Origin of the sequence: Halocynthiibacter namhaensis, assembly GCF_000812685.1 — a bacterium.
Classification (GTDB): domain Bacteria; phylum Pseudomonadota; class Alphaproteobacteria; order Rhodobacterales; family Rhodobacteraceae; genus Halocynthiibacter; species Halocynthiibacter namhaensis.
On sequence record NZ_JWIF01000002.1, the window covers coordinates 1 to 26,159 of the forward strand.

General features: G+C 53.6%; 26 protein-coding genes and 1 riboswitch. Of the genes, 8 read left to right on the forward strand and 18 right to left on the reverse strand.

Annotated elements, in window-relative coordinates:
• The 6 genes from RJ38_RS19365 to miaB all read right to left on the reverse strand — a co-directional run.
• Positions 1 to 69 (reverse strand): S-adenosylmethionine synthetase N-terminal domain-containing protein (locus RJ38_RS19365; protein WP_156121673.1); only part of this gene is annotated, 69 nt, incomplete at its 3' end.
• 7 nt (positions 70 to 76) lie between these two features.
• Positions 77 to 126, reverse strand: a riboswitch (SAM-SAH riboswitch).
• 33 nt (positions 127 to 159) lie between these two features.
• On the reverse strand, positions 160 to 1,644 hold the full coding sequence (gene lnt, locus RJ38_RS00155) for an apolipoprotein N-acyltransferase (RefSeq protein ID WP_082005575.1): 1,485 nt from the start codon (positions 1,642 to 1,644) through the stop codon (positions 160 to 162).
• A gap of 66 nt (positions 1,645 to 1,710) precedes the next feature.
• A complete protein-coding gene (locus RJ38_RS00160; RefSeq protein WP_039016894.1) occupies positions 1,711 to 2,595 on the reverse strand; it encodes a hemolysin family protein in 885 nt (294 codons plus the stop codon).
• A gap of 40 nt (positions 2,596 to 2,635) precedes the next feature.
• A complete protein-coding gene (ybeY, locus tag RJ38_RS00165; RefSeq protein ID WP_039016895.1) occupies positions 2,636 to 3,124 on the reverse strand; it encodes an rRNA maturation RNase YbeY in 489 nt (162 codons plus the stop codon).
• Positions 3,121 to 4,188: a PhoH family protein gene (locus tag RJ38_RS00170; RefSeq protein WP_238321606.1), complete on the reverse strand. Its 1,068-nt coding sequence runs from the start codon at positions 4,186 to 4,188 to the stop codon at positions 3,121 to 3,123. The genes ybeY and RJ38_RS00170 overlap by 4 nt, the downstream gene beginning before the upstream one ends.
• Positions 4,189 to 4,325: 137 nt before the next feature.
• A complete protein-coding gene (gene miaB / locus RJ38_RS00175; protein ID WP_039016896.1) occupies positions 4,326 to 5,648 on the reverse strand; it encodes a tRNA (N6-isopentenyl adenosine(37)-C2)-methylthiotransferase MiaB in 1,323 nt (440 codons plus the stop codon).
• 97 nt (positions 5,649 to 5,745) lie between these two features.
• On the opposite strand from miaB, the gene RJ38_RS00180 reads away from it, so the two are divergent.
• A complete protein-coding gene (locus RJ38_RS00180) occupies positions 5,746 to 6,618 on the forward strand; it encodes a glycosyltransferase family 2 protein (RefSeq protein WP_039016897.1) in 873 nt (290 codons plus the stop codon).
• 75 nt (positions 6,619 to 6,693) lie between these two features.
• The gene (locus RJ38_RS00185; protein WP_039016898.1) at positions 6,694 to 8,112 is read left to right on the forward strand and encodes an MFS transporter; all 1,419 of its coding nucleotides are present in this window, start codon (positions 6,694 to 6,696) and stop codon (positions 8,110 to 8,112) included.
• On the opposite strand, the gene RJ38_RS00190 is transcribed toward RJ38_RS00185, so the two are convergent.
• The 3 genes from RJ38_RS00190 to irrA form a co-directional block, all read right to left on the reverse strand.
• Positions 8,109 to 8,582 (reverse strand): tRNA (cytidine(34)-2'-O)-methyltransferase, encoded by a 474-nt coding sequence (locus tag RJ38_RS00190; RefSeq protein ID WP_039016899.1) that lies wholly within the window; start codon positions 8,580 to 8,582, stop codon positions 8,109 to 8,111. The two genes, RJ38_RS00185 and RJ38_RS00190, sit on opposite strands and share 4 nt — an antisense overlap.
• A gap of 97 nt (positions 8,583 to 8,679) precedes the next feature.
• Positions 8,680 to 9,210, reverse strand: a complete 531-nt coding sequence (locus RJ38_RS00195; protein WP_039016900.1) for a GNAT family N-acetyltransferase — start codon at positions 9,208 to 9,210, stop codon at positions 8,680 to 8,682.
• Between the two features lie 78 nt (positions 9,211 to 9,288).
• Positions 9,289 to 9,729 (reverse strand): iron response transcriptional regulator IrrA, encoded by a 441-nt coding sequence (gene irrA / locus RJ38_RS00200; protein WP_039016936.1) that lies wholly within the window; start codon positions 9,727 to 9,729, stop codon positions 9,289 to 9,291.
• 164 nt (positions 9,730 to 9,893) lie between these two features.
• Between irrA and fabA the strand changes: the two genes are divergently transcribed.
• The 4 genes from fabA to RJ38_RS00220 all read left to right on the forward strand — a co-directional run bounded on the left by fabA (position 9,894) and on the right by RJ38_RS00220 (position 13,471).
• Complete coding sequence (gene fabA / locus RJ38_RS00205) at positions 9,894 to 10,403, forward strand: bifunctional 3-hydroxydecanoyl-ACP dehydratase/trans-2-decenoyl-ACP isomerase (RefSeq protein WP_039016901.1); 510 nt, start codon at positions 9,894 to 9,896, stop codon at positions 10,401 to 10,403.
• 78 nt (positions 10,404 to 10,481) lie between these two features.
• Entirely contained in the window at positions 10,482 to 11,708 is a 1,227-nt protein-coding gene (gene fabB / locus RJ38_RS00210; protein ID WP_039016902.1) for a beta-ketoacyl-ACP synthase I, read from the forward strand.
• A 6-nt stretch (positions 11,709 to 11,714) separates the two neighbouring features.
• Positions 11,715 to 12,503 carry an enoyl-ACP reductase FabI gene (locus RJ38_RS00215; RefSeq protein ID WP_039016903.1) on the forward strand — a complete coding sequence of 263 codons (789 nt, stop codon included), beginning with the start codon at positions 11,715 to 11,717 and terminating at the stop codon, positions 12,501 to 12,503.
• A gap of 62 nt (positions 12,504 to 12,565) precedes the next feature.
• A complete protein-coding gene (locus RJ38_RS00220) occupies positions 12,566 to 13,471 on the forward strand; it encodes a serine hydrolase domain-containing protein (protein ID WP_039016904.1) in 906 nt (301 codons plus the stop codon).
• Here RJ38_RS00220 and RJ38_RS00225 read toward each other — a convergent pair.
• The 7 genes from RJ38_RS00225 to RJ38_RS00255 form a co-directional block, all read right to left on the reverse strand.
• Entirely contained in the window at positions 13,468 to 14,778 is a 1,311-nt protein-coding gene (locus RJ38_RS00225) for a replication-associated recombination protein A (protein WP_039016905.1), read from the reverse strand. The genes RJ38_RS00220 and RJ38_RS00225 overlap by 4 nt on opposite strands.
• 75 nt (positions 14,779 to 14,853) lie before the next feature.
• A complete protein-coding gene (locus RJ38_RS00230) occupies positions 14,854 to 15,624 on the reverse strand; it encodes an SDR family oxidoreductase (protein ID WP_039016937.1) in 771 nt (256 codons plus the stop codon).
• Entirely contained in the window at positions 15,624 to 17,066 is a 1,443-nt protein-coding gene (locus tag RJ38_RS00235; protein WP_039016906.1) for a carnitine 3-dehydrogenase, read from the reverse strand. Before RJ38_RS00235 ends, RJ38_RS00230 begins: the two co-directional genes overlap by 1 nt.
• Positions 17,067 to 17,090: 24 nt before the next feature.
• On the reverse strand, positions 17,091 to 17,429 hold the full coding sequence (locus RJ38_RS00240; RefSeq protein ID WP_039016907.1) for a hypothetical protein: 339 nt from the start codon (positions 17,427 to 17,429) through the stop codon (positions 17,091 to 17,093).
• An 18-nt stretch (positions 17,430 to 17,447) separates the two neighbouring features.
• The gene (locus tag RJ38_RS17875) at positions 17,448 to 17,789 is read right to left on the reverse strand and encodes a hypothetical protein (protein ID WP_052245089.1); all 342 of its coding nucleotides are present in this window, start codon (positions 17,787 to 17,789) and stop codon (positions 17,448 to 17,450) included.
• A gap of 22 nt (positions 17,790 to 17,811) precedes the next feature.
• Positions 17,812 to 18,720, reverse strand: coding sequence for a beta-keto acid cleavage family enzyme (locus RJ38_RS00250; RefSeq protein WP_039016908.1), 909 nt, complete (start codon positions 18,718 to 18,720; stop codon positions 17,812 to 17,814).
• 57 nt (positions 18,721 to 18,777) lie between these two features.
• Entirely contained in the window at positions 18,778 to 19,821 is a 1,044-nt protein-coding gene (locus tag RJ38_RS00255; RefSeq protein ID WP_039016939.1) for an aldo/keto reductase, read from the reverse strand.
• 293 nt (positions 19,822 to 20,114) lie between these two features.
• Between RJ38_RS00255 and RJ38_RS00260 the strand changes: the two genes are divergently transcribed.
• Together RJ38_RS00260 and metG are read left to right on the forward strand one after the other, a co-directional pair.
• On the forward strand, positions 20,115 to 21,344 hold the full coding sequence (locus RJ38_RS00260) for an MFS transporter (RefSeq protein WP_039016909.1): 1,230 nt from the start codon (positions 20,115 to 20,117) through the stop codon (positions 21,342 to 21,344).
• A 75-nt stretch (positions 21,345 to 21,419) separates the two neighbouring features.
• On the forward strand, positions 21,420 to 23,150 hold the full coding sequence (metG, locus tag RJ38_RS00265; RefSeq protein WP_039016910.1) for a methionine--tRNA ligase: 1,731 nt from the start codon (positions 21,420 to 21,422) through the stop codon (positions 23,148 to 23,150).
• Positions 23,151 to 23,431: 281 nt separating this feature from the next.
• On the opposite strand, the gene RJ38_RS00270 is transcribed toward metG, so the two are convergent.
• Positions 23,432 to 24,727, reverse strand: coding sequence for an NAD(P)/FAD-dependent oxidoreductase (locus RJ38_RS00270; RefSeq protein WP_039016940.1), 1,296 nt, complete (start codon positions 24,725 to 24,727; stop codon positions 23,432 to 23,434).
• A gap of 5 nt (positions 24,728 to 24,732) precedes the next feature.
• Positions 24,733 to 26,130: an aspartate aminotransferase family protein gene (locus tag RJ38_RS00275; protein ID WP_039016911.1), complete on the reverse strand. Its 1,398-nt coding sequence runs from the start codon at positions 26,128 to 26,130 to the stop codon at positions 24,733 to 24,735.
• Between the last annotated feature and the right edge of the window lie 29 nt (positions 26,131 to 26,159).

Below are 26,159 nucleotides of genomic sequence, written 5' to 3' on the forward strand. Positions count from 1 at the left end.
GTCACAGACCTTGTCAGGATGCCCTTCGGAAACGGATTCCGAAGTAAAAGTATAGTTATCACGACTCATTTGATGTTGCTCCAGTACAAATAAATCCACCACTTCAGGAAGCCGTTGTGGCGGTCGATGGACAGGCCCTATTCTTGCAATAGGTTTGCGTCAATCGCCTTTACCTGACTGGTGTCTAGATAGTGTTAACGCGCACCCCAAAAGCCACAAAATCGCGATAATGGGCCAGTCACCGGTTTGTCGGTACAGGGTATCGACGGTTTCAGTTGGCAAATCCGCATCCAAGTAACCAGCCGTCTCAAATGGAATTTGCGCTTGGATAACGCCATGCGCATCAATCACTGCAGTCACGCCCGTATTTGCGGTTCGCACCAAGGGCCGCCCTTGTTCGACCGCCCGAAACTGCGCTTGAACCAAATGCTGCCATGGCCCCGAAACAGACCCAAACCAGGCATCATTGGTGAGGTGCAAAATCCAGTCAGCGCCATCCGGCGCAGCATTTACGTCCTGCGGAAACACGGCTTCATAACAAATCAGCGGCAATATCTGCCCCGCATCGCCGAGATCTAAAAGCTGACGCTCTTGCCCAGGGGTGAAGCCAAACCCTTGATTGGCCGCCAACCCGTAAATGCCAAATCGCGCCATGACATCACCAAAAGGCACATATTCACCGAAGGGAACAAGATGCATCTTATCATATGTTTGTGTCAGCGTGCCCCAGCGATCCATCACGGCAATCGAATTGTAAAAACCGCCGTCTCGCTGGTGACCAATCCCAAAGATCACGGGAACACCTTGGGCCGCATCACGAACCAACTCGATCACGTATTCATCCTTCATAAGTCGTGATGTTGGTACGGCCGTCTCAGGCCAGATGATCACATCCGGGCGGCTTCCATCTGCCCCAAGTTCCGCCGTAAATCTCAGATTTTGTTCAAAAAAGACAGGGACCCAATCAGGATCCCATTTCTGATGTTGCGGCGCGTTTGGTTGCAACAAGCGCAAGGTTACGGATTCGATAGATGCTTGGGACGCGGGAAGGACTGGAAACATCGCCAAAACCGGGGCAGTTCCCCATGCCAATACCCCCAAAACCACTGCGCAATAACGGTTAATGCCGCTCATGCCCCAAACGCCAGCAGTCATCAAAACCGTCAACATATTCAACCCATGTGGACCAATCAACGCGACCAACTGCATCGGCGCAAGCCCGACCCAAATATAGGCCGGCATTGCCCAGGGAAACCCAGTGAAGACATAGGCGCGCAGCAGCTCCAGGGCGGGTAACGTCACGACCAATGCCAAAGCTGCCAGTCGTTGCCCGCCCAACCATCGCGCAAGGCCAAACGCCGCCGCCCAAAACAAGGCAAGCCCGCCAGCCATAAAGAACAATGCAAAAGGCGCCATCCAACCGTGACGCGCAATATCAACCAAGAATGGTTCAACAATCCAGCTTAACGAAACGCCAAAATATCCGCCGCCAAATGCCCAACCAAACCAAGCCGCGCGGCGAGTTGTGCCGCTGACTTCAAGAAGAATCGCAGCCATAACCAAAGCAACCAGCGCCAACGGCCACAGGCCAAACGGTGCTTGTCCCAATGCCATGACCGCCCCAATCAGGGCGCTGATGAACATAAGGGTTCGCCAGGATAATCGCGCTAATGCATCCCCAATTTTTCCGTTGATCGCCCCCACGGTCGCTTAGGCTTTCTTCATCGGCAAGTGCACGCGCACACGTTTAATGCGGCGCGGATCGGCATCGATCACCTCGAAATCCGGGCCAGCAGGGTGACGGATCATCTCGCCGCGCCCTGGCACATGCCCCAACAAAACGAACACCAAGCCGCCCAATGTATCCACATCTTCATCATCCAATTCGGCGCTTAGATTTAAACCAATCGCCGCCTCAAATTCATCCAGCGGAGCGCGCGCTTCGGCAACATAGCAACCTGGCTTTTCTTCAAACCACAGCTGTCCTTCCACCGCGTCATGTTCGTCTTCGATTTCCCCGATCACCTGTTCGATCAAATCTTCAATCGTCACCAATCCGTCGACGCCACCGTATTCATCAATGACCAATGCCATATGGATACGTTCGGTCTGCATTTTCTGCAGTAAGATACCGATCGGCATAGAGGGGGGCGCAAACAAAAGCGGGCGCATCAGTTTTTCAAACGAGAATTCGCCGTTCTTGGAAGGCCCATTAAATCCATGTTTCAGTGAGAAATCTTTCAAATGGATCATGCCCGCAGGTTTGTCCAATGTACCGGAGAACACCGGCAAACGGCTCAAACCGCTTTCACGGAATACCTCAACCAATTCGTCTTTGGAAATGTCGTCCGACACAGAGATGATCTCAACACGCGGGATTGCCACATCTTCAAGGCGCATGCGTCGCAGATTCAACATACCATGTGCCGCAGAAACATCTGTCACCGCACCAATGGGTTCCTCGACAGCCGGGGCTGTGTCATTTGGTTGGGAAAAATTTGCTAAGAGCTTGCGGAAAAATCCGTTTTGCCCTGGTTCATCATCTTCCTGCGCGCGCTGCGCAGCGATAGAGGATCCTTCGATTGTATCGCCCATTGGTCCTTTCCGGGTCATTCAAATGACGCAAAACGCGCGTCTATATTGTATATGGGTCAGCAATGCCAAGATTGCCAAGTATTTCTGTCTCTAGCCCCTCCATTAGGGCCGCATCTTTTTCGTCAATGTGATCATAACCCAACAGATGTAAGATTCCATGAACAACCAAATGGGTCACATGATCGGCAAATTTCTTCTTAGACTCAGCTGCTTCACGCGCACAAGTGTCGTAAGAAATCGCAATATCACCCAATTCCGGGTCCGGGCCTTTGGGCGGCAGGGGCGGATTACCGGCCTTTTCAGCCGCACGTTCTTCTGACGGCCAAGACAGTACATTTGTGGCTTTATCTTTCTCACGAAAATCCGCGTTCAAGACTGAAATTCGCTCGTCATCACACCCCATGACCACAACTTCCCAGTCACCTTCCAACGCCAGGCGGGTCAATGTCGCTGCAGCTGCGATTTCAGAGAGATCCTCAAGCCCTGCATCATCCCAACGCGGGTCTTCGCAAATCACATCGGTGATCATTGGTTTGCCTTCTGCGCTTCGATTTTCTTCGCCTCACGCTTTGCAAAAGCCTTTTGATCAGCCGCGTCATAAGCTTCAATAATCTTCGCAACCAGCGGGTGGCGCACCACATCTTTCGCGGTGAAGTAGTTGAACGAGATATGATCGATATGTTTCAACAGACGTTCCGCATCGTGCAAACCAGATGTCACGCCGCGCGGCAAATCAACCTGTGATCGGTCGCCCGTAATGACCATACGCGACCCTTCGCCAAGACGCGTCAGGAACATCTTCATTTGCATGGCGGTCGCATTTTGCGCCTCATCCAGCACCACAAAAGCATTGGAAAGCGTACGTCCCCGCATGAAAGCCAAAGGCGCGATTTCGATGCGCTTTTCTTCAATCAGCTTCGCCATTTGCTTACCAGGAAGGAAGTCGCCCAGCGCGTCATACAAAGGCTGCATAAACGGGTCAACCTTGTCTTTCATGTCACCTGGCAGATAGCCAAGCTTTTCACCGGCTTCAACTGCGGGGCGCGACAGGATGATCTTATCAACCAGGCCATCGGCAAACATCGACACGGCCGCCGCGACAGCGATATATGTTTTGCCTGTTCCAGCAGGACCAATACCAAAGACCAGTTCGTTTTCAAACAATGCTTGGGCATATGCCTTTTGCGCGTCTGTGCGCGGTTCAACGGTTTTCTTACGGGTGCGGATTTCGACGCGACCGCCTTTGAACATCTCAAGCTGGTCATCTGGCGCATTTTCATGCCCGCCATTGTCTCCACTCATGCGAATTTCCGCAGAAATATCCCCGGTTTCGACAGAACGGCCGGCCTCAAGACGTGCATAAAGCGCATTCAAAATGTCTGCGGTCTTGGCGCGTTCATAATCCTTGCCATGCAACACAAGCTGATTTCCACGGCGGATGATCTGCACCCCAAAGGTGCTTTCGATCTGGGTCAGGTTTTTGTCAAATTCACCGCAGAGCTCGATCAACAGGTGATTGTCAGGATATTCCAGCTGTGTCTGCGCAGGCTGCACGGCAGTTTCAGCTTCGATGTTCAGGTCTTCAGTTCCCAAAGTGGCTCCGTTCTGTATTTTCCCTGATGACAGCCGGACCGAATCCAGCATTTGTCCCGATGGTCGCAACTTGACCGCCGCAACGCAAGTCACGACGGATTAATTGATTTCAATCTTCACGGAAATGCCACAAATATTTAGGGCAGGATTTCCCCAGTAAGCGAGTTTTTCTCAGTCGCGATGATCTTCACGTCGCGAATATCACCAATTTTCACATCTTTCGCATCCGCATGAACCGCGTGCAGATAGCCAGACTTACCGATCATTTGCCCTTCAATACGCCCCGCTTTTTCGAACATCACACTTACGGTACGCCCGATCATGCTTTCTTGGGTTTGCATCTGTTGTTGTGTCAGCAGGGCCTGCATCTGATGCAAACGTTCTTTCGCAACCAATGGATCAACCAATGCACGTTCCGCAGCAGGCGTCCCTGGGCGGGACGAATAACAGAAGGAATAGGCCTGGCCGTAATGCACTTCGCGGATCAGATCCATCGTGTCCTGAAAATCCTGATCTGTTTCTTCTGGGAAACCAACGATGAAATCACCGGACAGCAAGATATCGGGACGCGCTTCGCGGAAACGTTCAATCACCCTGATATAGCTTTCGGCGGTGTGATTGCGGTTCATGCGTTTTAGGATTTTATCGCTGCCAGATTGCACAGGCAAATGCAGATATGGCATCAGTTTGTCACATGACCCATGCGCCGCGATCAACGCGTCTTCCATATCATTGGGGTGCGAGGTCGTATAGCGAATGCGCGCCAGGCCATCGACTTTCGCCAATTCACCGATCAATCCCGCAAGCCCCGTTGTACCCGTTGCGCCCTGCCCGTGATAAGCATTCACGTTTTGCCCAAGCAGAGAAATTTCACGCACGCCACGTTCCACCAAATCATTGGCCTCACGAATAATACGATCCACAGGACGCGACACTTCGGCACCGCGCGTATAAGGCACGACACAAAAGGCGCAGAATTTGTCGCAACCTTCTTGAACCGTCAAAAACGCAGCCGGGGCGCGTTTCGCTTTGGGACGTTTGTTCAGATGTTCAAATTTGTCTTCTTCCGGGAAATCCGTATCAAGTGCCTTTTCGCCCCTGTTCACAGTTTCCATCATTTTCGGCAGACGGTGATAGGTCTGCGGACCGACAACCAGGTCAACCATGGGCTGGCGGCGGATGATTTCTTCACCCTCAGCCTGGGCCACACAGCCCGCCACACCGATCTTCAGGTCGGGATTCGCGGCCTTCAAACCTTTGTAACGCCCCAACTCAGAATAGATCTTTTCAGCCGCTTTTTCACGAATGTGACAGGTGTTCAGCAGAATCATATCTGCGTCTTCCACCTGTTCAGTGGCCTCATATCCTTCATGCCCAAGGCTTTCGGCCATGCGCTCGCTGTCATAGACATTCATCTGACAGCCCCAAGTTTTAATGAAGAGTTTTTTCTTTTCTGACATCAGAAAGGTCCCACGTTTGTTGCCGCACACATACAGCGGCAGAGAGAGGCTTGCAATATCCACCGTTTTAAGGGATTTTCACGCCAAGTGAGGGCACATGATTTACGATAGTATTAACACATTTTTGAACACCGCCAAAGAAACCTTGGCAAAAGGCCCGATCGCGCCGTTGCTGATCGAAGATTTGGTTGAAATCGAAAGCACCATAAAACACCATAAAAAGCTTGGTTTTTCTGCTATCCTCGTGCTCAAGCCAGCATCTTTGCACATCGCAGATGCGCTTTGCAAAGATGTACATGTGATCAACTGGGATGCCTTCGCAGATGACGCAACCGAAGACGCAGTAAACCGCATCGCGGCCGCCACCCGTCCCGGAACATGGCTGTACTATTGCTACAACGCCGAATATCTGATGTATCCCTTCATGGAAACCCGCAGCGTCACCGAACTTTTGGCATTCCACACTGAAGAACGTCGCGCGTCCATGCTGACCTATGTCATTGATCTTTATGCAAGTGACCTCAACCAGCACCCATCTGGTGTCGCCTGTGAAGATGCGTGGTTTGACAAAACCGGGTATTACGCGTTGGCCCGTGAAGATGCCCAAAACAATTATGAGAAAAAGGACCGTCAGCTCGATTTTTATGGTGGCTTACGTTGGCGTTTCGAAGAACATGTTCCCTTTCTCAAACGCACCATTGGGCGCAACGCTCTTTTTGCATCCGCAGCAGGCTTGAAGCTCTTGCCGGGCCATGTTTTTAACGACGAGGAATACAATACATATTCCTGTGAATGGCATCACAATATCACGGCCACCATCTGCTCGTTTCGTGCTGCAAAAGCCCTGCGCGCCAACCCGGGAAGCCGCGGTGCCATCAAAACATTCAGTTGGCATAACTCGGTTAAGCTGGAATGGAACAGTCAACAATTGTTGGACTTGGGCCTCATGGAACCAGGGCAGTGGTTCTAAGAAATCACCCCTTGCCCTCAAGTCCCCTTGAGGTTCTATCACTGTTCCCGAACCTCGAATCACGGGAATATAAATATGACGTCCAGCAATAGTCCCTCCGCTCATGTCAGTTGGCGCGAAATCTTAACGCGCCAATATGCACTACAACTGATGATCGTCTCACTTGGGGTCTGGCTTCACGCTGCCGACAGCTTGCTGTTGGCCACGATGATCCCCGATATCCTGACCGACATCGGCGGAGACCGCTTCGTGTCTTGGACCATCGCAACCTATGAAATCGGATCTATCTTGGCCGGTGCCTCTGCGGCAATTGCCACGATGCGCTATGGAATGCGCAACATTATGGCGCTGTGTGCCTTGGTCTTCGCCTTTGGATGTGCCGCATCCATGGTTGCCTCTAACATGCCGATTCTTCTGGTTGGGCGGGTGTTGCAAGGATTGGGCGGCGGCGGCCTAACCGCCATGACCTTTATTGCAATTGGAGTTTTATTTGCACCTCGCCTGCAACCTCGTGTCATTGCGGTTGTGTCAGCGCTTTGGGGGGCCTCTGCCTTTATCGGGCCACTCGTTGGGGCCTTCTTCGTGCAATATTTCACATGGCGTTGGGGCTTTGCTTTCTTCCTGATCCAAGCCCTCGGTCTTTCGATCTGGATCTGGAAAACCCCCGGGATCAGCAACACGCCCGAAGCGACAGACAGTCCTATCACTCTCCCTGTGCGTCGCCTCGCCCTGTTGACCGTTGGCATCACAACGGTTGCCGCCGCTGGCATTCGGGTGTCCTTTCCTTTGACGCCGCTTCTGATGATCGCAGCCTTCGCCTTGCTCATTTTGTTTCTGAAACTTGATGCCCGCGCAGGCGACAGCCGCATGTTACCCCAGAACGCTTTTCGCCTAAACAACCGCGCGGGTGCCGCGTTGTTGATGTGGGTGTCGATCTCTGCGGGTGTCATGGGATTGATGAGCTACGGACCGGTTCTCATGTCAGGCTTGCACAACACGTCCCCCGTTGTCATCGGCTATATTTTGGCGGGCGCATCTTTTGGATGGACCATTGCGGCAATCTTGGTGTCCGGCGCACCGGAACGCCAAGACCCCTACTGGATCGCTGGGGGGCTTTCCCTCGTCGCGCTGTCGGTCGTCGGCTTCCTGGTCTTTGCCGCTGATGGTCCGCTGTGGGTGATCGGTGTCTTAGCCTGGATCGAAGGCCTCGGCTTTGGCAGCGCCTACACCTTTATCCAACGCCGCCTCATCAGCGTCTCTCCCGAAGCTGAGCGCGCGCGCGTCACAGGTGCCTTGCCGACAGTTGCCCGGTTTGGTTACGCCGTGGGCGCTGCAGTTTGCGGTATTCTTGCCAATGCGTCAGGCTTTGCAATTGACGCGGACCCTGAGACCCTGCGCCTAGTGTCACATAGCGTCTTTGCCGGCAGCCTCCCATTGATTGCGATTGGATTGGTGGCGATGGTGATGTTCCTACGACCTGACAAAACTGTCTAACCACCCAAAACGGGGCGCATCGCCTGATAAATCACGGCGGTCGCCACATTGGCCAGGTTCAGAGATTTCACGACTGGATTGCGCATGGGCAGGCTGAACAGGCGATCATTCATTCCCTCTAGGATTTCAAGCGGGATGCCGCTGGATTCGCAGCCAAACACTAAATAGCCATCAAGCTTGTAATCCGCGTCATAAATCGTCTGCGCGCCATTTTCCTCAAAGAAATACAGGCTATCGCGATCTGGTTTACGGGCATCCATAAAGCTTTGCCAATCGTCATATTCCGTCAACTGCACATGCTTCCAATAGCTCGCACCTGCCCGCTTCACGGTCTTTTCATCAAGCGAAAACCCCAGCGGCTTAATCAAGATCAGCTCCAACCCCAAGGCCACACAAGTCCGTCCAATCGCCCCGGTGTTATAAGGGATCTCAGGCGTCACAATGATAACTTTCATTTGGGGTTCGGACATTAGATTTGGCTTTCTCAATAACGCATGACAGCGGTGTTCATTGCGCAGGTTCTGTTATCCTAAACTTCGGATCATTTACAGCGCCAAAACGTCAAGATCAGTCCGCTTTGTGTAGCTCATAAACAACACACGGCTCTGCGTAATGTTCCTCGACTCCGATGCAGCGCATCCCCAGCCGTTCCATGACCTGCTGCGAGGCGTAGTTTTGAGGATTTGCAACCGCGACCAAATAGTCAGTGCCAATTTCCTCAAACGCAAACCGGATTGCAGCGAAACCGGCTTCTGTCGCAAAACCTTTGCCTTGGGCACTTGGCTTTAACCGCCAGCCAATTTCTAAAGGCGCTTCATCTTGATTTGCGAGATTTTGCAAGCAGGCGGCACCAATAATTTCGTTGGTTTCACACTCAAAAACGGCCCACCACCCGTAACCCAACTTGCGCCATCGTTTTTGCACCCGCTCAATTCCAGCGGCGGTCTCTTCAGGTGTTTTCACCGAGCCATCACCAAGATAGCGCATGACGTCAGGGTCTGAATCCATTTCATACAGCGCATCTTGGTGCTCCGTCGAAAACGGCACCAACCGCAATCTCTGGGTATGTATAATATTCCCGGAACGAATGTCGCCCATCGGATATCCTAATAAATTATCCATGCAATATTGAGGTTTTCACCAAGAAAGCGCCCCAGAGACAACAGATAGAAGCCATCACTTCCCGCGCAGGCGGATCACGACGTCTACTTTGGAAATTTCCATGCCATTCGGCGCATCTGGTACGCGGGCCAAGACCAGCTGTTCTGCGGGGGCGTCGGACAAGCGGGCTTCGTCTTCCCAATAGAAATGCGGATGGTCTGTCAGGTTGGTATCAAAATACGATTTCGACCCATCCACCGTGATTTCACGCAGAACGCCCGCATCACAGAAGGCTTTCAACGTGTTGTACACCGTCGCCAAGGACACAGGATCGCTTGAGGACCGCGACGCCTCATACAGGCTTTCCGCTGTGACGTGACGATCTTGGCCATCGCCCACCAGTAAAGTCGCCAAATTCACCCGCTGACGGGTGGGACGCAGCCCTGCTTGGGACAACCAAGTGGTGCTGATATCAAGGGCGCTTTGTCTTGCTTCAGGCGGGATTTGCGCTGTCATGGTCATAATCTTCTTTGCGAGTTGTTCTCATATAGCGCGAAAGCCGTGGGGAATTCAAACATATTCGCCGCATATGTGCCGTAACGGCACCACTGCCCTTGCTCTTGAAGGGGCGGCTCTGTTAAATGGACGTAACCAACAGGAAATACAAAGGACCGGCATCAATGGCCCAATACCCGAGCAGCTTTGACAAAGAAGACCTTCTGAAATGTTCCCGTGGCGAACTATTTGGCCCCGGCAACGCCCAGCTGCCCGCGCCCCCCATGCTGATGATGGACCGTATCACCGAGATTTCCGGTGATCGTGGCGCGCATGGCAAAGGTCATATTGTTGCTGAGTTCGACATCACCCCGGACCTGTGGTTCTTTGATTGCCACTTCCCAGGAAACCCGATCATGCCTGGCTGTCTTGGCCTTGATGGTCTGTGGCAGCTGACCGGCTTTAACCTTGGCTGGCGTGGTTGGCTGGGTCGCGGATACGCGCTTGGCGTTGGCGAAGTGAAGCTGACCGGCATGGTACGCCCTGACCGTAAGATGCTGACCTATAAGATTGATTTCACCAAAGCGATCCAGACCCGCCGCCTGACCATGGGTGTTGCGGATGGCATCGTAGAAGCCGACGGCGAAGTGATCTACCAAGTCAAAGACATGAAAGTTGCCCTTTCGGAAAGCTAAGCTTTTCGGAATTCCACCCTATATATGACGTGGCCCAGTAGAAATGCGGGCCATGATTTTTGAATAAGGAGAGCGCCCATGCGCCGAGTAGTCATCACCGGGATGGGCGTTGTGTCCTCCATCGGGAACAACATTTCCGAAGTCACCGCAGCCCTGCGTTCCGGGAAATCCGGCATTGTGAAAGCCGAAGAATACACCGAAAACGGTTTCCGCAGCCAGATCCACGGCATGCCACAAATCGACATCAAAGAACACATCGACAAACGTCAGCTGCGGTTCATGGGTCCCGGTGCGGCGTATAACTACATCGCGATGGAAGAAGCCATTAAAGATTCTGGCCTTGAGGAAAGCGATATTTCCAACGAGCGCACAGGTCTGGTTATGGGGTCTGGCGGTCCGTCCACATCGAATTTCTTCCAAGCGCATAACATCGTGAAAGAAAAAGGCGCACCAAAGCGTATGGGGCCTTTCATGGTGACCCGCTGCATGTCGTCCACGAACTCTGCCTGTCTTGCAACGCCGTTTAAGATCAAGGGCGTGAACTATTCCATCACTTCCGCCTGCACCACGTCGCTGCATTGCATGGGCAACGGTGTTGAACAGATCCAATTCGGCAAACAAGACATCGTCTTTGCGGGTGGCGGCGAAGAACTTGACTGGACCTTGTCCTGTTTGTTTGACGCGATGGGCGCTATGTCTTCCAAATATAACGACACGCCGGAAAAAGCATCTCGTGCCTTTGACGCAAACCGCGATGGTTTCGTGATTGCTGGCGGCGGCGGTGTTGTCGTTCTGGAAGAGTTGAACCACGCCCTGGCACGCGGCGCGAAGATCTACGCAGAAGTCACCGGTTACGGCGCGACATCTGACGGCCACGATATGGTTGCCCCATCTGGTGAAGGCGGGGAACGTTCCATGCGCCTTGCCATGTCCACCATTGGCGATCGCAAAGTCGGCTATATCAACGCCCACGGCACATCCACCCCAGCCGGTGACGTGACCGAAGTTGAAGCCGTGCGTCGTGTGTTTGGCGAAGGCAATGTGCCACCGATCACATCCACAAAATCTGTCACCGGTCACTGCCTTGGCGGCGCGGGTGTGCAGGAAGCGATCTATTCCCTCATCATGATGGAAAATAAATTCATTGCACCTTCTGCAAACATCGAAGAACTCGACCCGGCGATCCGCCCAGACGAGATCGCAACCGAGTTCGTGGAAAACGCAGAAATTGATACGGTGATTTCCAACAGCTTCGGCTTTGGCGGCACCAATGGCACTGTCGCCATGAGTAAATACCACGGGTAAATTGATATGTCTGAATTGCTAAAAGGAAAACGCGGCCTGATTATGGGTGTCGCGAACGAGCGTTCCATCGCTTGGGGCATTGCCCGCGAGATGGCAGCACAAGGCGCGGAACTTGCGTTTTCCTATCAGGGCGACGCCTTTGGTAAGCGGGTTCAACCGCTTGCCGAAAGTGTCGGGTCTGACATCATGGTTGACGTTGATGTGAATGACGAAGCATCGATGGATGCCGCTTTCGCTGTCTTGCAGGAAAAATGGGGCAAGCTTGATTTTCTCGTGCATGCCATCGCCTATTCCGACAAGAACGAGTTGACAGGTCGCTTCATCGATACCACACGCGAGAACTTCAAAAACTCTATGTGTATCAGCTGTTTCTCTCTGATTGAGGTGGCAAAGCGCGCTGCCCCAATGATGACAGATGGCGGCACAATCTTGACGATGACCTATCAAGGGTCCAATCGCGTGACGCCATTCTACAACGTCATGGGTGTTGCAAAGGCCGCCTTGGAAAGCTCTGTACGCTACTTGGCAAATGATCTTGGCCCAGAGGGTATTCGCGTCAATGCGATCTCGCCTGGTCCGATGAAAACCCTTGCTGGTGCAGCTATTGGTGGGGCACGTAAAACCTTCCGCCACACAGAAGCCAATGCCCCAATGCGCGCCAACGCAACGCTAGAATCCATCGGCGGCACTGCTGTGTATTTGGCCTCTGACTATGGTAAATGCACCTCGGGTGAGATCATTACGGTTGATGGCGGCTACCACGTTCTAGCCATGCCCCAAAGCGAAAACCTGTAAACTGACGCGCCCGGAAACTTTCAAAGTTTCCGGGACGTTTTCTTTGTAGGAAAACGACACCCATGCCCGAAGTTCATTCTCATTGGATATCATCTAGCGGGCAACAGGGATCCTTTGGCAAGTCCGACGCGTTATTTCCTTACTGGAGTTTCACCAAAACCGCTATTGCGATATGCATGCTTAAGCTCGCAGAGCAGGGGCACCTTGATCTGGACGCTCACGCCACAGACCACCCATATACCTTCCGCCAATTGCTGCAACACAATGCTGGACTGCCCGACTATGGCCACCTAAAGGCATATCATACTGCTGTCGCCAACGGAGACATCCCCTGGTCCCGTGATACAATTCTTGAGCTATCCTTGCCCAATGGATTGATATATGAGCCCGGCCATGGCTGGTCCTATTCAAACATCGGCTACATGTTTCTACGTGAAAAAATCGAAGCCCTCACTGCCATGCCCTTGGACGATGTCATTTCCGAATTTATCACTCAACCCCTTGGTTTAAGCAATATCAAACTCGCCACGACGCAAGCTGACTTCACCGCCCTCCATTGGGACGCGGCAAAAACATATGATCCGCGTTGGGTTTATCACGGCTGCCTGTTCGGCACTCCAAAAGATGCCGCGCATATGTTGCATGCACTGTTCCAAGGCAGGTTGCTCAGTCGCGACAGCTTCGCTCAAATGCAAGAAACACTGATCTTAGGTGGTGCACTGCCTGGACGCCCTTGGACCAAATGCGGCTATGCCCTTGGGCTGATGTCAGGCGAAAGCGGAGCTGCCGGCGCCACAACTGGCCATTCTGGTGGCGGGCCGTTTTGCGTCAACGCGGTCTACCACTTCCCAGACATGTCGGATCCCGTCACAGTGGCCAGCTTCACCTCTGACACTGACGAAGGTCGCGCCGAACATGCAGCTGTTGAAATCGCCCTGCGCGTGGGCGCCACGCGCCAAACAGACTAACGCATGTCGCGCTTAGGAACTGGCTGCCCCGTAATGCGTTCCCAATATTCATCAGCGCGTTTCTCAAAGGTTGGCGACATCCGCGCATCACTTTGATAAAACTGCCCCACATCAATCCCGGCCGCATAATCTTGATCAACCCAACCGCTTTCGGTCTTATGAGGGCTGCGATATCCGCTGTGCCCAAGCTTGGCCGCCCCGGCGTAATGCGCGTCACGCAGATGCAAAGGCACAGACAGCGGGGCCTCGTTTGCAACCGCCTGAAGCGCCAAGGAAATCCCATGATTGGCTGACCCGGATTTAGGGGCGCGTGCCACATGTAAGGCCGCATGCGCCAGAATAATCTGCGCTTCTGGATAGCCGATCATCTCAACAGCCTGAGCCGCAGCAACCGCCGTTTGAAGCGCTGTGTTATCCGCAAGTCCGACATCTTCCGATGCCTGGATCATAATGCGTCGCGCAATAAATCGCGGATCTTCGCCACCGTGGATGAGCCGCGCAAGCCAATACAGCGTCGCATCCGCATCCCCGCCGCGCATGGACTTAATGAAAGCAGAAATCACGTCATAATGCTGATCCCCAGACCGATCATGATTGATCGGTGCCGCGATATAGGCATCCTCAATCATTTTATCTGTGATCAATACAGCCGCGCCCGGCGCATGACCAACGACAAGGCTTTCAAGTGTCATCAAAGCACGTCGCGCATCCCCGCCAGAACGTCCAGCAATCAGACGCAGGTGAAGCGGGGTGATATCCACATCAATGCCAGTGGTGCGAAGATGATCCAGCCCTCGCGTAATCACCTTTTCCATATCTTCAATCGAGATCGGTTCAAGCTTCAAAACCGTAGAACGCGACACCAACGCTTTCGGCAATGCAGTGTATGGGTTTTGCGTGGTCGCCCCAATGAAATCCGCTGTGCCCTCTTCGCAGATTGCCAGTAGATCATCAGCCTGTGTCGCTGAGAAACGATGCACCTCATCTACAAAGATCAACAATGGATGCATGCGGGCTTCATCCGCAAGCTGTCGGATATCTTTGACACCTGCGCGGGTTGCATGAAGCTGGCGAAATTCCTTGTTCAACATTTCGCCGACTGCGCGTGCAATCGAGGTTTTCCCAATACCCGGCGGGCCGTATAAAATCACACTGCCCAATTGCCCGGCCGTGATCCGGCGCCGCAAAATAGATCCCTCAGCGGTCAACCCATCTTGGCCAATGATCTCATCCAAGGACCGCGGTCTCAGGATTGCCGCCAGTGGTTTATGGCCGGTCTCCTGGCCAGCATCAAACAGATCAGACATTCACATTGCTTTCATCATCCGGGGCTTTCGCCCCAGACCTAGCATGCCGCTTTATCAGACGCCACCAAAGCAAGATCAGATTTTCGGATCAGGGTTTTCCGTGTGTCCATCGACAGAGATCACCTGACCTGACACCAAACGCGCCTTTGGGGACGCAAGAAAAACGGCCATATTCGCGATGTCTTCGGCCTCAACAAAACTGCGCATGGATGTCCCAACCGCATAGCCCACGTAAACCTCATCGCGGGTCATGCCCTTGGCCGCGGCTTCGCGTTCCAACACACCTTCGATGCGTGGGCCTTCCACCGATCCCGGGCAGATGACATTGGCGCGGATGCCATAGGGGCCAAGTTCCATCGCAAGCGTTTTGGTCAAGCCGACCATCGCCCATTTCGCCGCCGCATAAGGGGCGCGGAAAGGGTATCCATAAATACCCGCCGTAGATGACGTCACAACAATCGCGCCCTTGCCAGCAGCTTTCATCAGAGGTGCTGCGTATTTGGCGGCCAAAAACGCGCCCTCAAGATTCACGGATACGCATTGCTGCCAATCCGCAAGTTCCACATCTTCCACCGCCGCAGTCGGGCCCGCGATGCCCGCATTGGCACATAAAGCGTCAAGCCCACCCGCCGCTTCGACTTTTGTAAATACCGCCTTCATGTCACCTTCAGATGCGGCATTCGCCAAGTGTCCGTGATAATGCGAAGGCAGCGCATTTAGCGCCGCCTCATTCACATCCGTCACCCAAACCTCATAGCCGTCCGCATCAAAAGCCTGCGCCATGGCAAGCCCGATGCCAGAGGCCCCGGCGGTGATCAAAACACGTGGTTTATTGGGGTCATGCATCATTTCTTACCCACTGCTTTGCCAACACCTTCGGGCATAGGCAGTTTGGCGTGATCCGCGACAATAGTCGCCAATTTTTGCGCGATATGTGGTGCAGGGTCGGACGCCTTACGGGTCTCAAGACTGACGTGGATCAACATATGTTCACCAGTGGCCAGCAGACGATCCCCTTCAACCATTTCATGCCAAAGATGCATCTTTTTGCCTTCGCCCAGTAAACACCGCGTGCGCACCTGGATCTTGGCACCGGCGTGGACCTCATTCAAATGACGGATGTGGGTTTCTGCGGTGAAATAGCTGCCCCCGGAGGAAATATATTCCGCGTCACAGCCGATCAGTTCCATGAATTTATCGGTGGCATCCCCAAAGGCCTGCAGATAACGGGCCTCATTCATGTGACCATTGTAATCGGTCCAATCCAGCGGCACCGCGCGACTGACTGTGGTGATCAGACCAGACATGTCAATCGCCTGGGCCAGACGTTTGTCCTGCGCATTCAGCAGCGCCCCGGCCCCGTAATCCTGTGCCTTCAGGGCGCGCATCATGCCGACAAGGTTGTTATCACGGATACGTTCAAGTTCGCGGATAGAATAGTGACCCGACTGCGCATCAGACTGATCCGCGATCATATTGATCAGCTCATCCGTCAGTTCCGGCACATCCATCAGCTTGGTCCAAGGCCATTGTAGACAGGGGCCAAATTGTTCGATGAAATGCTTCATGCCCGCTTCGCCGCCCGCGATGCGGTAAGTTTCAAACAGACCCATTTGCCCCCACCGCAAGCCAAACCCGTAACGGATCGCGTCATCAATTTCTTCGGTGGTGGCGATGCCATCTTTGATCAACCAAAGGGCCTCGCGCCAGACGGCCTCTAGGAAACGATCCGCGATATGAGCGTCGATTTCCTTTTTCAGGTGCAGCGGGTGCATGCCAATCGCGGCCAAGATTTCCTTGGCACCATCAACGGTTTCAACTGGGTTCGCTTCGGTTGTGACCAATTCAGCCAGGGGCAGTAAATACACAGGATTGAAGGGATGGGCGACGACGATCTGACCCGGATTTTCCATGCCGTCTTGCAATTCAGAAGGCTTAAACCCCGAGGTAGACGACCCGATAATCGCATCCGTGGGCGCATGTTCTTGCAGGCCTGCATAAACCTTATGTTTGATCTCAAGGCGTTCCGGCACGCTTTCCTGGATCCAAGCCACACCTGCTACCGCATCTTTGATTTCGGCATGGAAGGTCAGCTTGCCTTCCGCTGGCATCGCCACGTCAGACAGGCCCGGCAAGGATCTGCGCGCATTGGCCAGAACTTCGCTGATTTTGCGTTCGGCTTCGGGATCCGGGTCAAAGACCTGAACATCCCAGCCCATCAACAAAAAGCGCGCAGCCCAGCCACCGCCAATCACACCACCGCCAATTATCGCAGCAATTTTTGTCATTTCGTATTTCCTTATTCAGTGCACTCAGACAAGAGCCCTCATCCAGATGGGTACCAAAACAGCACCTGTTACGAATACCCATCCAACTATTCTTCTTGGCGCAGCAAAGTCCCGTGCCATCAACGTAACTGAAACACCAAAACCAACCGCGATCGCCCCCCAGAATGCCGCGATGGCAAGATAAACAACTGGCGGTAATTCTGTTTCACTTACGATCCCAACACCGGGGAAAAGGCATCCAATACCCAAGGCAATCAACCCAAGCACGGCGAAGACACCTTTGTACCAACGCGCATTGATCTGTAGGTAGGCACTCAAAGCAGCGATCAACCCCGACAGAACAGACACCATTCCGATAAACATGTGTATCCTACCCCATCATCAATCAATACAAAGCGTCGCAACATCACCGTCTTCAAAGACCTCAAAGCAGCCAAACTGTATGCTGTCTTCGCTGCAATAGCCGCTTTTTTCGCCGTCTTCTTCAATCGCCAAGCACAGGCCTTCGCAGGATCGGCTTGAGGTGCAGACGTCACCCCCATCAATGGCCGGACGCACGCAGATCTCATTGCCAAACGGGGCTGTTTCCACTTCACCGTAATCCGCGTGGCAGGCAGCGCGTTCGGCTGCTGTCAGTGTGCTCATCTCAACCTGAGGTGTTTCCACTGGCTGGCAGGAGGCAAGAACCGCAGTCATTCCGATCATCATCACAAATTTCCACATTTCTTGTCTCCTAAAGGTTGGTTTAAACCGGTGCGCGTTTCACCAGTCCCAGTTTTTCACGCACGGCATCCGGCCCCATAACATTCGCGCCAAGGCTTTCGATGATACCCTTCGCATGAGACACCAGTTGTTCGTTTGTGGCAAGATTACCGCGTCCAAGCATCAGGTTGTCTTCCAGACCAACACGCACGTTGCCGCCCGCCAAAACAGAGGCCGCCACATAAGGCATCTGATCGCGGCCTAATGAGAACGCCGACCAGTTCCAGTCATCCGGCACATTGTTCACCATCGCCATGAAAGTGTTCAGATCATTCGGCGCGCCCCACGGCACACCCATGCAAAGTTGAACCAGTGCGGGGCTGTCCAGCACGCCTTCTTTCACCAATTCCTTGGCAAACCAAAGATGGCCCGTGTCAAAAGCTTCGATTTCAGGTTTTACGCCTGCTTCGGTCATCATTGTACCCATGGCACGCAACATCCCGGGCGTGTTGGTCATGACGTAATCTGCTTCGGCGAAGTTCATGGTGCCGCAATCCAACGTGCAGATTTCGGGGCGACATTCGATCACATGCGCCATGCGTTCCGTCGCGCCAACCATGTCAGTGCCAGCCACAGCAGGCAGCGGGTTTTCGACGCCGCCAAAAACGATATCGCCGCCCATGCCTGCGGTCAGGTTCAGAACCATATCGACCTCAGATTCGCGGATACGGTCCGTCAACTCGCGGTAATATTGCGTCTTGCGTGATGGCGCACCGGTTTCCGGGTCGCGCACATGGCAATGCACGATCGCAGCACCAGCTTTTGCGGCCTCAATCGCGCTGTCGGCGATTTCCTTGGGGCTGCGCGGCACATGGGGGCTGCGATCTTGTGTGGAACCGGAACCGGTGATGGCCGCGGTGATGAAAACGTCTTTATTCATGGTCAAAGGCATGAAGTTACTCCCTGTAGTCTGCCCCACCTGACCGGGATTCTGGTGGGGCTGCTGTGCTTAATACGGCATTGGGTGTCGAATATGGCACGAATTGATTTCACCGATGACGTCATCACTGAGAACCAAATCTTGGCTGGCCAATGTATTTTTCAACTGCGCCTGCGTGGTCGCCCCGAAAATCGCTGAGACCTTAAAGGGGCGCGTTCGGCACCACGCCAGCGCCATTTGTGCAAGATCCAAACCATGGCGATCCGCAATGGCCTGATACGCATCAACAGCCGGGAAAACACGATCTGTAACCCGCCCGCCAAGGCTATCCACGAAGGTGCGACGTGATCCCTTGGGGATGGCACCGCCTTGATATTTCCCCGTCAAAAGCCCCACAGCCAGTGGCGAGAACGCCAGCAAAGTCACGCCTTCCTGCACGGAAAGTTCGCTGAGGTCAGTGTCATACATCCGGCACAACAGGGAATATTCGTTTTGAATCGCTGCGACACGCGGCAACCCCATATCTTCAGATATCCGCAGCCATTGCGACGTGCCCCAGGCACTTTCATTGGACAGGCCAAAGTGACGAATTTTCCCTTGATCCACCAGCTTTTGCAGCGCCCCGAGCGCATCTTCCATTTCGGCACGAATGCCCGCTTTGTCAGGGGTTCCGGGATCATATGTCCAGTTCTTACGAAACGCCATTGAGCCGCGATTGGGCCAATGAAATTGGTAAAGATCAATATAATCAGTCTTTAACCGGGCAAGCGATCCTTCGACCGCATCAAAGATCGTCTTGGACGAAATACGCGCACCATCGCGCACATGGGCTAGCCCCTCACCGGAATGTTTCGTGGCCAAAATCACGTCATCGCGACGCCCGGTATTTTCAAACCAGCTGCCCATAACCCGTTCACTGTCGCCCTGCGTTTCTGGGCTGATCGGGTTCACCGGGTACATTTCGGCCGTGTCGATAAAGTTGATACCATGATCCAGAGATGTATCTATCTGACCATGACCTTCGACTTCGGTATTTTGCGTGCCCCATGTCATAGATCCGAGGCATAGCTCGCTGACCATCAGGCTGGTTTGTCCAAGTTCAACTTTGCGCATTTTGTTATATCCAGAAATATGTTCGCCATCAGAGTGGCTGCACAATGGCAACGCCGCAAGCGATTTGTGAACCAAACCCTCCCGCCCATTCATCCCCGGCAATGCCGGAAATTCATCGGTTGGGCCCAGCGCCCCTGAGGGGGCGCATCCCCGCATCACCGCTAAGCCAGCGTCATATATCAACGGTGCAGCCAAAAACGACACAAATTCGTCGATTTCCTCTGGGATGTCTTGTGGAACTCTGCGAGGCTTAAGGGATTGCCGGTACGCCGGCCTGTAGCCCTGGCTTTCTTATGCGTTTGATTATTTCCTTTGCCGCCCTTTTTCTTTCAGTGATTTTCCTGCAGCTTTCATCTGGCGGCGTGGGTCCGCTTGATGCGCTTTCGGGGTTTGCTCTGGGGTTTTCCAAACAGGAAATTGGTCTATTGGGATCGTCCCACTTCTTGGGGTTTTTCATTGGTTGCTGGTGGGCACCACGCCTGATGGGATCCATCGGGCATTCGCGCGCTTTTGCGGCATTCACAGCCCTTGGCGCCATGGGGCTGATCAGCCACACGCTTACTGAAGACCCGTTATTCTGGGCTGCCTTCCGCATCGCAACCGGCTTGTGTGTTGCAGGATGTTATACCGTGGTCGAGGCTTGGCTAAACGACAAAGTCACCAATGAAAACCGAGGCCGTGCCATGGGCACCTTCCGGATCGTTGATATGGGCGCATCCCTTGGCGCGCAGTTGATTATCGCAGTTCTGCCCCCCGCTTGGTATGTGTCTTATAACCTGCTGGCCCTCTTGTGTTGTGCGTCAATTCTACCTTTGACCCTGACAAAAGCCAGCCAGCCGCAAACTCCAGATGCGCCACGCTTGCGACCAAAACTGGCTTGGGCCTGTTCGCCACTGGCGGTTGCAGGGGTGATCGTTGCTGCCCTGTCGTCTGCATCATTCCGTATGGTCGGGCCGATTTATGGCCAAGAGGTAGGGCTTGAAATCGGACAAATCGCGTTCTTCCTTGCCTCTTTCGTCGCAGGTGGCGCGCTGGCACAGTATCCGATGGGCTGGCTTGCGGATAAATATGACCGCCGCTGGGTACTGATCTGGCTGTCTGCCGCAGCGGTTGTATCTTGCGGCACCACAATGGCTGTAAGCAACACGGGCACGCTGGGTGTGATGTTGGCCGCCGGGTTCTTCGGGTTTACGTCTTTCCCGATCTTTTCGGTCTCTGCAGCACATGCGAATGACTTTGCGACCGGTGATCAACGCGTTGAACTGTCCGCGGCCCTGATGTTTTTCTTTGCCGTCGGTGCGATCGCAGCCCCCTGGGTGGCATCCACTCTGATCGAGTTTTATGGCCCGACCGCCCTGTTCAGCTTTGTCGCCTGTGGCCATTTGGCTCTGATAGTTTTCGGTTTGACTCGGATGTATGCCCGCCCAACCAAGACCGAACGTACGCCGTATCGATATTCCCCTCGTACATCACTCAGCATGGGGCGCTATCTTGGCCGTCACAGGGACGACAAACGTAAATAACCGGCCCAATCAGGCACTGGTGCAGGCCCGGCCCATAGGGTATTGAGACACAAACCAGACGCATGAAAGCAGACCATGGACCGTATTCTTATCACCTCCGCGATCCCCTATATCAATGGGATCAAACATCTTGGCAATCTTGTGGGCAGCCAGCTTCCTGCTGATCTGTTTGCACGTTACATGCGTGGCCGGGGCCATGAGGTGATGTTCATTTGCGCAACCGATGAACATGGTACGCCTGCGGAACTTGCTGCTGCGAAAGCAGGCAAACCTGTGGATGAATTTTGCGCTGAAATGCATGAAGTTCAGGCCGAAATCGCACAAGGTTTCCGGCTGAGCTTTGACAATTTCGGCCGGTCCTCAAGCCCACAGAACCATGCTCTAACACAGCATTTCGCTGGGAAGCTGGCCGAAAACGGTTACATCCGTGAGGTGGTCGAGGAACAAGTTTATTCCCCCACCGATGGTCGTTTTCTGCCCGACCGCTATATTGAGGGCACCTGCCCAAATTGCGGTTATGACAGTGCGCGCGGCGATCAATGCGACAATTGCACCAAGCAGCTGGATCCAACCGATCTAATCAACCCTTATTCCACCGAAAGCGGAGCGACAGATCTGGAGGTGCGTGAGACAAAGCACCTACACCTGCGCCAATCTTTGATGAAAGACAAACTGGATGCTTGGATCAACAGCAAGCATGACTGGCCAATTCTGACGACCTCTATTGCGAAGAAATGGCTGCATGACGGCGATGGCCTGCAAGACCGTGGCATCACCCGTGATCTGCATTGGGGCGTTCCGGTCAAAAAAGGCACTGAGGACTGGCCCGGCATGGAAGGCAAAGTCTTCTATGTGTGGTTTGATGCGCCCATCGAATATATCGCAGCCACCAAAGAGCTGACCGACGCCAATGGCGAAGACGACGTGGCTTGGCAACGCTGGTGGCGTGAGGACAAGGGCGCGGAAGATGTGAAATACTTCCAGTTCATGGGCAAGGACAATGTGCCTTTCCATACCCTGTCCTTCCCTTCCACGATCATGGGTTCGGGCGAGCCGTGGAAATTGGTGGATTACATCAAATCATTCAACTACTTGAACTATGACGGCGGGCAATTCTCGACCTCACGCGGACGTGGTGTCTTCATGGATCAGGCGCTTGAAATTTTGCCTGCGGATTACTGGCGCTGGTGGCTTTTGTCACATGCGCCGGAAAGCTCTGACAGTGAATTCACTTGGGAAACATTCCAAGCGGATGTGAACAAAGATCTTGCGGACGTCCTAGGCAATTTTGTGTCTCGCATTACAAAATTCTGTCGTTCTAAGTTTGGCGAAGAAGTTCCTGCATCCCCAGAATTTGCCTATCAAGACTCGGAACAAGAAACCCAATTGATCGCTGAGCTGACCCTCAAAATTAGGGTCTATGAAGATAATATGGCCAAAATGGAGGTGCGTAAATCTGCACAGGAATTGCGTGCGATTTGGGCCCTCGGCAATGAATACCTACAAGCCGCCGCCCCTTGGACAAACTTCAAAACAAACCCCGCCCTCGCTGCCATGCAAACACGTTTTGCTCTAAATCTAATCCGGCTCTACGCAGTCTTGTCCGCACCATTCATCCCAGATGCCTCGGAAAAAATGTTGTCGGCGATGAAGACCGAAGACAATTCATGGCCAAGCGATGTATCCGAGGCACTGAACACCCTGCTTGCTGGTCACGCATTTGAAGTTCCCGAAGTTCTTTTCGCCAAAATCACGGACGAAGACCGTGAGATCTGGCAGGAGAAATTCTCAGGCACCCGCGACTAAAACCAAGCGCTCCCGCCCATTCAACCCCGGCACAGCCGGGATCTCATTGGTTGGGCGTAGCGCTGCCCTACGGGCAGCGTATGGATATTTAAGCTGAAAAGAAAATAGAACACCCTGCGAAACCAATCGCAGTGTGCTTTCTCATCAGACGGCCATCGGCTTCCCAGCCTGTACCGCATGTCCTCTTTTTCACAGCAAGGTTAATCACGGGTAAACATGCTCTTTCTTTTCAGCGCAAATATCCCGGGGGTGTGGGGGCTGGCCCCCACTCGGGTCACGCGTTACAATTTGTCCCGTAAAGAATACCACAACATTGCAAGCACGAGCATCGGACTGCGAAATGCCGCCCCTCCTGGAAACCGCGGTGTCGGCACATCCGCCATGAAGTCAAACCGTTCCGCTTGTCCTTGGATCGCTTCTGCCGCCAACTTCCCGCCCAAGGTTGCCATCGCGACACCGTGGCCTGAATACCCAGAAGCCGACAGTATATTCCCAGACAGTCGCGCAAAATGAGGCATGCGGTTCATCGTGATGCCCAAAGTCCCCCCCCAAGCATAATCAAGCTTAATGCCATGCAGCTGCGGATAAATCTCCAACATTGGCTTTGAAACCAGCGCGCGTATGTCTTTGGGAAAACGATACCCATAACTTTCCGCCCCACCAAACAACATCCGACCATCATCGGAAAATCGAAAATAATTCACCACAAACTTACTGTCCGCCACCGCATGATTACCTTTGATCAGGCCTTCCTGCGCCTCAGGACTCAGGGGCTCGGTGGCAACGATGAAGTTATTGATCGGCATCATTCGGGCGGCAACTTTGCCCTGCAACTTCCCCAAATATCCGTTGCAGGCATATAGCACATAATCGGCCGTCACCTGGGCCCGATCCGTTTTCACAATGGTAGGCGTGCCCTCAACCACCTCATCTACTGTGCTGCTTTCATAGATGCGCACACCGGCCTCAACACAGGCGCGCGCAAGCGCAAGCGCATAGTTCAGCGGGTGTAAATGCCCCGCGGCCATGTCGATGGAACCACCGTGATAGGCAGGTGATCCTACCAATTCGCGCAACTCATCTTTCGACAAGGCCCGAATCTGATCATGACCATATTCATCGCGCAGCTTGTCGACATATTCATGGTGCTCTGGCACAAACCCTGGCTTGTGGTCGGCGTGGATAATACCTTCGTGAAACGTGACCCCGCCCGTTTCCGCCAAACCTCTGGTCAAAGACACACTTTCGCAAGCCAGATCCCAAAGCGCGCGGGCGCGAGGCAAACCCACCATCTGTTCCAGCGCATCCTGCTCAACCCGTTGGCCTGTACCAACCTGGCCACCATTGCGCCCCGATGCGCCAAAGCCAACACGCTGCGCTTCAAGCAGCACAACATCATAGCCAGCCTGCGCCAGATGCAACGCCGCAGACAAGCCTGTGAAACCGCCGCCGATCACGCAAACATCGGTTTTCAAAGCGCCCTGAGCAGATTGGAAAGGCGCCAATTGGTCGGCGGTCGCGGCATAGTAAGACCCGGGATATTCCCCGGGTCTGTCATTTGCAGTGAGTAGATTCAGCGCCATCAGGCCGACTTCATCAGACCTTGATCCGTCGCGTCTTTAAGCGTCAGATCCAGCGCTTTTGAGGCACGATCAATCAGCGTATCGATGTCAGTTGTGGTCAACACAAGCGGCGGAGAAATAATCATGCGATCCCCAACGTGACGCATCACCAAGCCGTTATTGAAACAGTGGTCGCGACAGATCAGGCCGATTTGGCCCGGACCACCGGCAAAGGCCGCACGCGATGCTTTATCCGGCGTCATCGCGATGGATCCCATCATACCACAAATGCCAGCCTGGCCGACCAATGGGTGATCGCCAAGTTGCATCCATTTCTCTTCCAGATAGGGCGCAGTCACATCGCGTACGGTCTCAACGATGTTTTCTTCTTCCAAAATACGCAGGTTTTCAAGCGCGACGGCGGCGGAAACCGGGTGACCAGAATAGGTGTACCCGTGGTTAAAATCGCCACCTTCATTCAAGGTTTTCGCGACCTCATCCGTCACCATGGACCCGCCAATTGGCGCGTAACCAGACGAAAGACCTTTCGCGATTGTCATCACATCTGGGCGAATATTGAAGGTTTCAGATCCAAACCAATTTCCGGTGCGACCAAAGCCACAGATCACTTCATCAGCGATCAACAGGATGTCATGCGCGTCACAAATACGTTGAATTTCAGGCCAGTAGGTCTCTGGTGGAATGATAACGCCGCCTGCACCTTGCACAGGCTCCGCGATAAAGGCCGCAACTTTATCTTCGCCAAGTTCCGCAATTTTTGCTTCCAACTGACGCGCACGTTCCAAGCCGAATTCCGCAGGATCAATGTCGCCACCTTCTGCGTACCAATTCGGCTGATCAATGAAGGCAATATCCGGGATCGGCAAACCACCCTGTGCGTGCATTGGTTTCATACCGCCAAGGCTTGCGCCCCCCATGGTCGAGCCGTGATAGGCGTTGTGACGTGAAATAATCACCTTCTTTTCAGGCTTGCCCTTGGCCGCCCAATAGTGACGCACCAGACGGATGTTGGTGTCATTCGCATCTGACCCGCCCGCAGAGAAGAACGTGTGGTTCAAATCACCCGGTGCCAATTCCGCAAGCTTGCTGGAAAGCGCAATCACGGGCACATGGGTCGTCTGGAAAAACGTGTTGTAATAGGGCAGTTCTTTCATCTGGCGCGCAGCCACATCTGCGATGCTGTCACGGCCGTAACCAATGTTAACGCACCACAGGCCCGCCATCGCGTCCAGATAGTCATTGCCTTCGCTATCGGTCAAGGTCACGCCGATTGCCCGCGTAATGATACGTGCGCCTTTCTTCTCAAGCGCTGCGCCATCGGTAAACGGGTGCAGGTGGTGGGCGGCATCAAGCGCCTGAAGGTCTGCGGTCGGCAGATGGTTTGAGATCTTAGTCATAGGTTTTCTCCTACAAAAACAGAGGTATT

Bases quoted from the DNA above. Each gene is read 5' to 3' on its own strand.
- lnt (WP_082005575.1), bottom strand. From the start codon at position 1,644: ATGTTCATCAGCGCCCTGATTGGGGCGGTCATGGCATTGGGACAAGCA.
- RJ38_RS00160 (WP_039016894.1), bottom strand. From the start codon at position 2,595: ATGGGCGATACAATCGAAGGATCCTCTATCGCTGCGCAGCGCGCGCAG.
- ybeY (WP_039016895.1), bottom strand. From the start codon at position 3,124: ATGATCACCGATGTGATTTGCGAAGACCCGCGTTGGGATGATGCAGGG.
- miaB (WP_039016896.1), bottom strand. From the start codon at position 5,648: ATGTCAGAAAAGAAAAAACTCTTCATTAAAACTTGGGGCTGTCAGATG.
- RJ38_RS00180 (WP_039016897.1), top strand. From the start codon at position 5,746: ATGATTTACGATAGTATTAACACATTTTTGAACACCGCCAAAGAAACC.
- RJ38_RS00185 (WP_039016898.1), top strand. From the start codon at position 6,694: ATGACGTCCAGCAATAGTCCCTCCGCTCATGTCAGTTGGCGCGAAATC.
- RJ38_RS00190 (WP_039016899.1), bottom strand. From the start codon at position 8,582: ATGTCCGAACCCCAAATGAAAGTTATCATTGTGACGCCTGAGATCCCT.
- RJ38_RS00195 (WP_039016900.1), bottom strand. From the start codon at position 9,210: ATGGGCGACATTCGTTCCGGGAATATTATACATACCCAGAGATTGCGG.
- irrA (WP_039016936.1), bottom strand. From the start codon at position 9,729: ATGACAGCGCAAATCCCGCCTGAAGCAAGACAAAGCGCCCTTGATATC.
- fabA (WP_039016901.1), top strand. From the start codon at position 9,894: ATGGCCCAATACCCGAGCAGCTTTGACAAAGAAGACCTTCTGAAATGT.
- fabB (WP_039016902.1), top strand. From the start codon at position 10,482: ATGCGCCGAGTAGTCATCACCGGGATGGGCGTTGTGTCCTCCATCGGG.
- RJ38_RS00215 (WP_039016903.1), top strand. From the start codon at position 11,715: ATGTCTGAATTGCTAAAAGGAAAACGCGGCCTGATTATGGGTGTCGCG.
- RJ38_RS00220 (WP_039016904.1), top strand. From the start codon at position 12,566: ATGCCCGAAGTTCATTCTCATTGGATATCATCTAGCGGGCAACAGGGA.
- RJ38_RS00225 (WP_039016905.1), bottom strand. From the start codon at position 14,778: ATGTCTGATCTGTTTGATGCTGGCCAGGAGACCGGCCATAAACCACTG.
- RJ38_RS00230 (WP_039016937.1), bottom strand. From the start codon at position 15,624: ATGCATGACCCCAATAAACCACGTGTTTTGATCACCGCCGGGGCCTCT.
- RJ38_RS00235 (WP_039016906.1), bottom strand. From the start codon at position 17,066: ATGACAAAAATTGCTGCGATAATTGGCGGTGGTGTGATTGGCGGTGGC.
- RJ38_RS00240 (WP_039016907.1), bottom strand. From the start codon at position 17,429: ATGTTTATCGGAATGGTGTCTGTTCTGTCGGGGTTGATCGCTGCTTTG.
- RJ38_RS17875 (WP_052245089.1), bottom strand. From the start codon at position 17,789: ATGTGGAAATTTGTGATGATGATCGGAATGACTGCGGTTCTTGCCTCC.
- RJ38_RS00250 (WP_039016908.1), bottom strand. From the start codon at position 18,720: ATGCCTTTGACCATGAATAAAGACGTTTTCATCACCGCGGCCATCACC.
- RJ38_RS00255 (WP_039016939.1), bottom strand. From the start codon at position 19,821: ATGCGCAAAGTTGAACTTGGACAAACCAGCCTGATGGTCAGCGAGCTA.
- RJ38_RS00260 (WP_039016909.1), top strand. From the start codon at position 20,115: ATGCGTTTGATTATTTCCTTTGCCGCCCTTTTTCTTTCAGTGATTTTC.
- metG (WP_039016910.1), top strand. From the start codon at position 21,420: ATGGACCGTATTCTTATCACCTCCGCGATCCCCTATATCAATGGGATC.
- RJ38_RS00275 (WP_039016911.1), bottom strand. From the start codon at position 26,130: ATGACTAAGATCTCAAACCATCTGCCGACCGCAGACCTTCAGGCGCTT.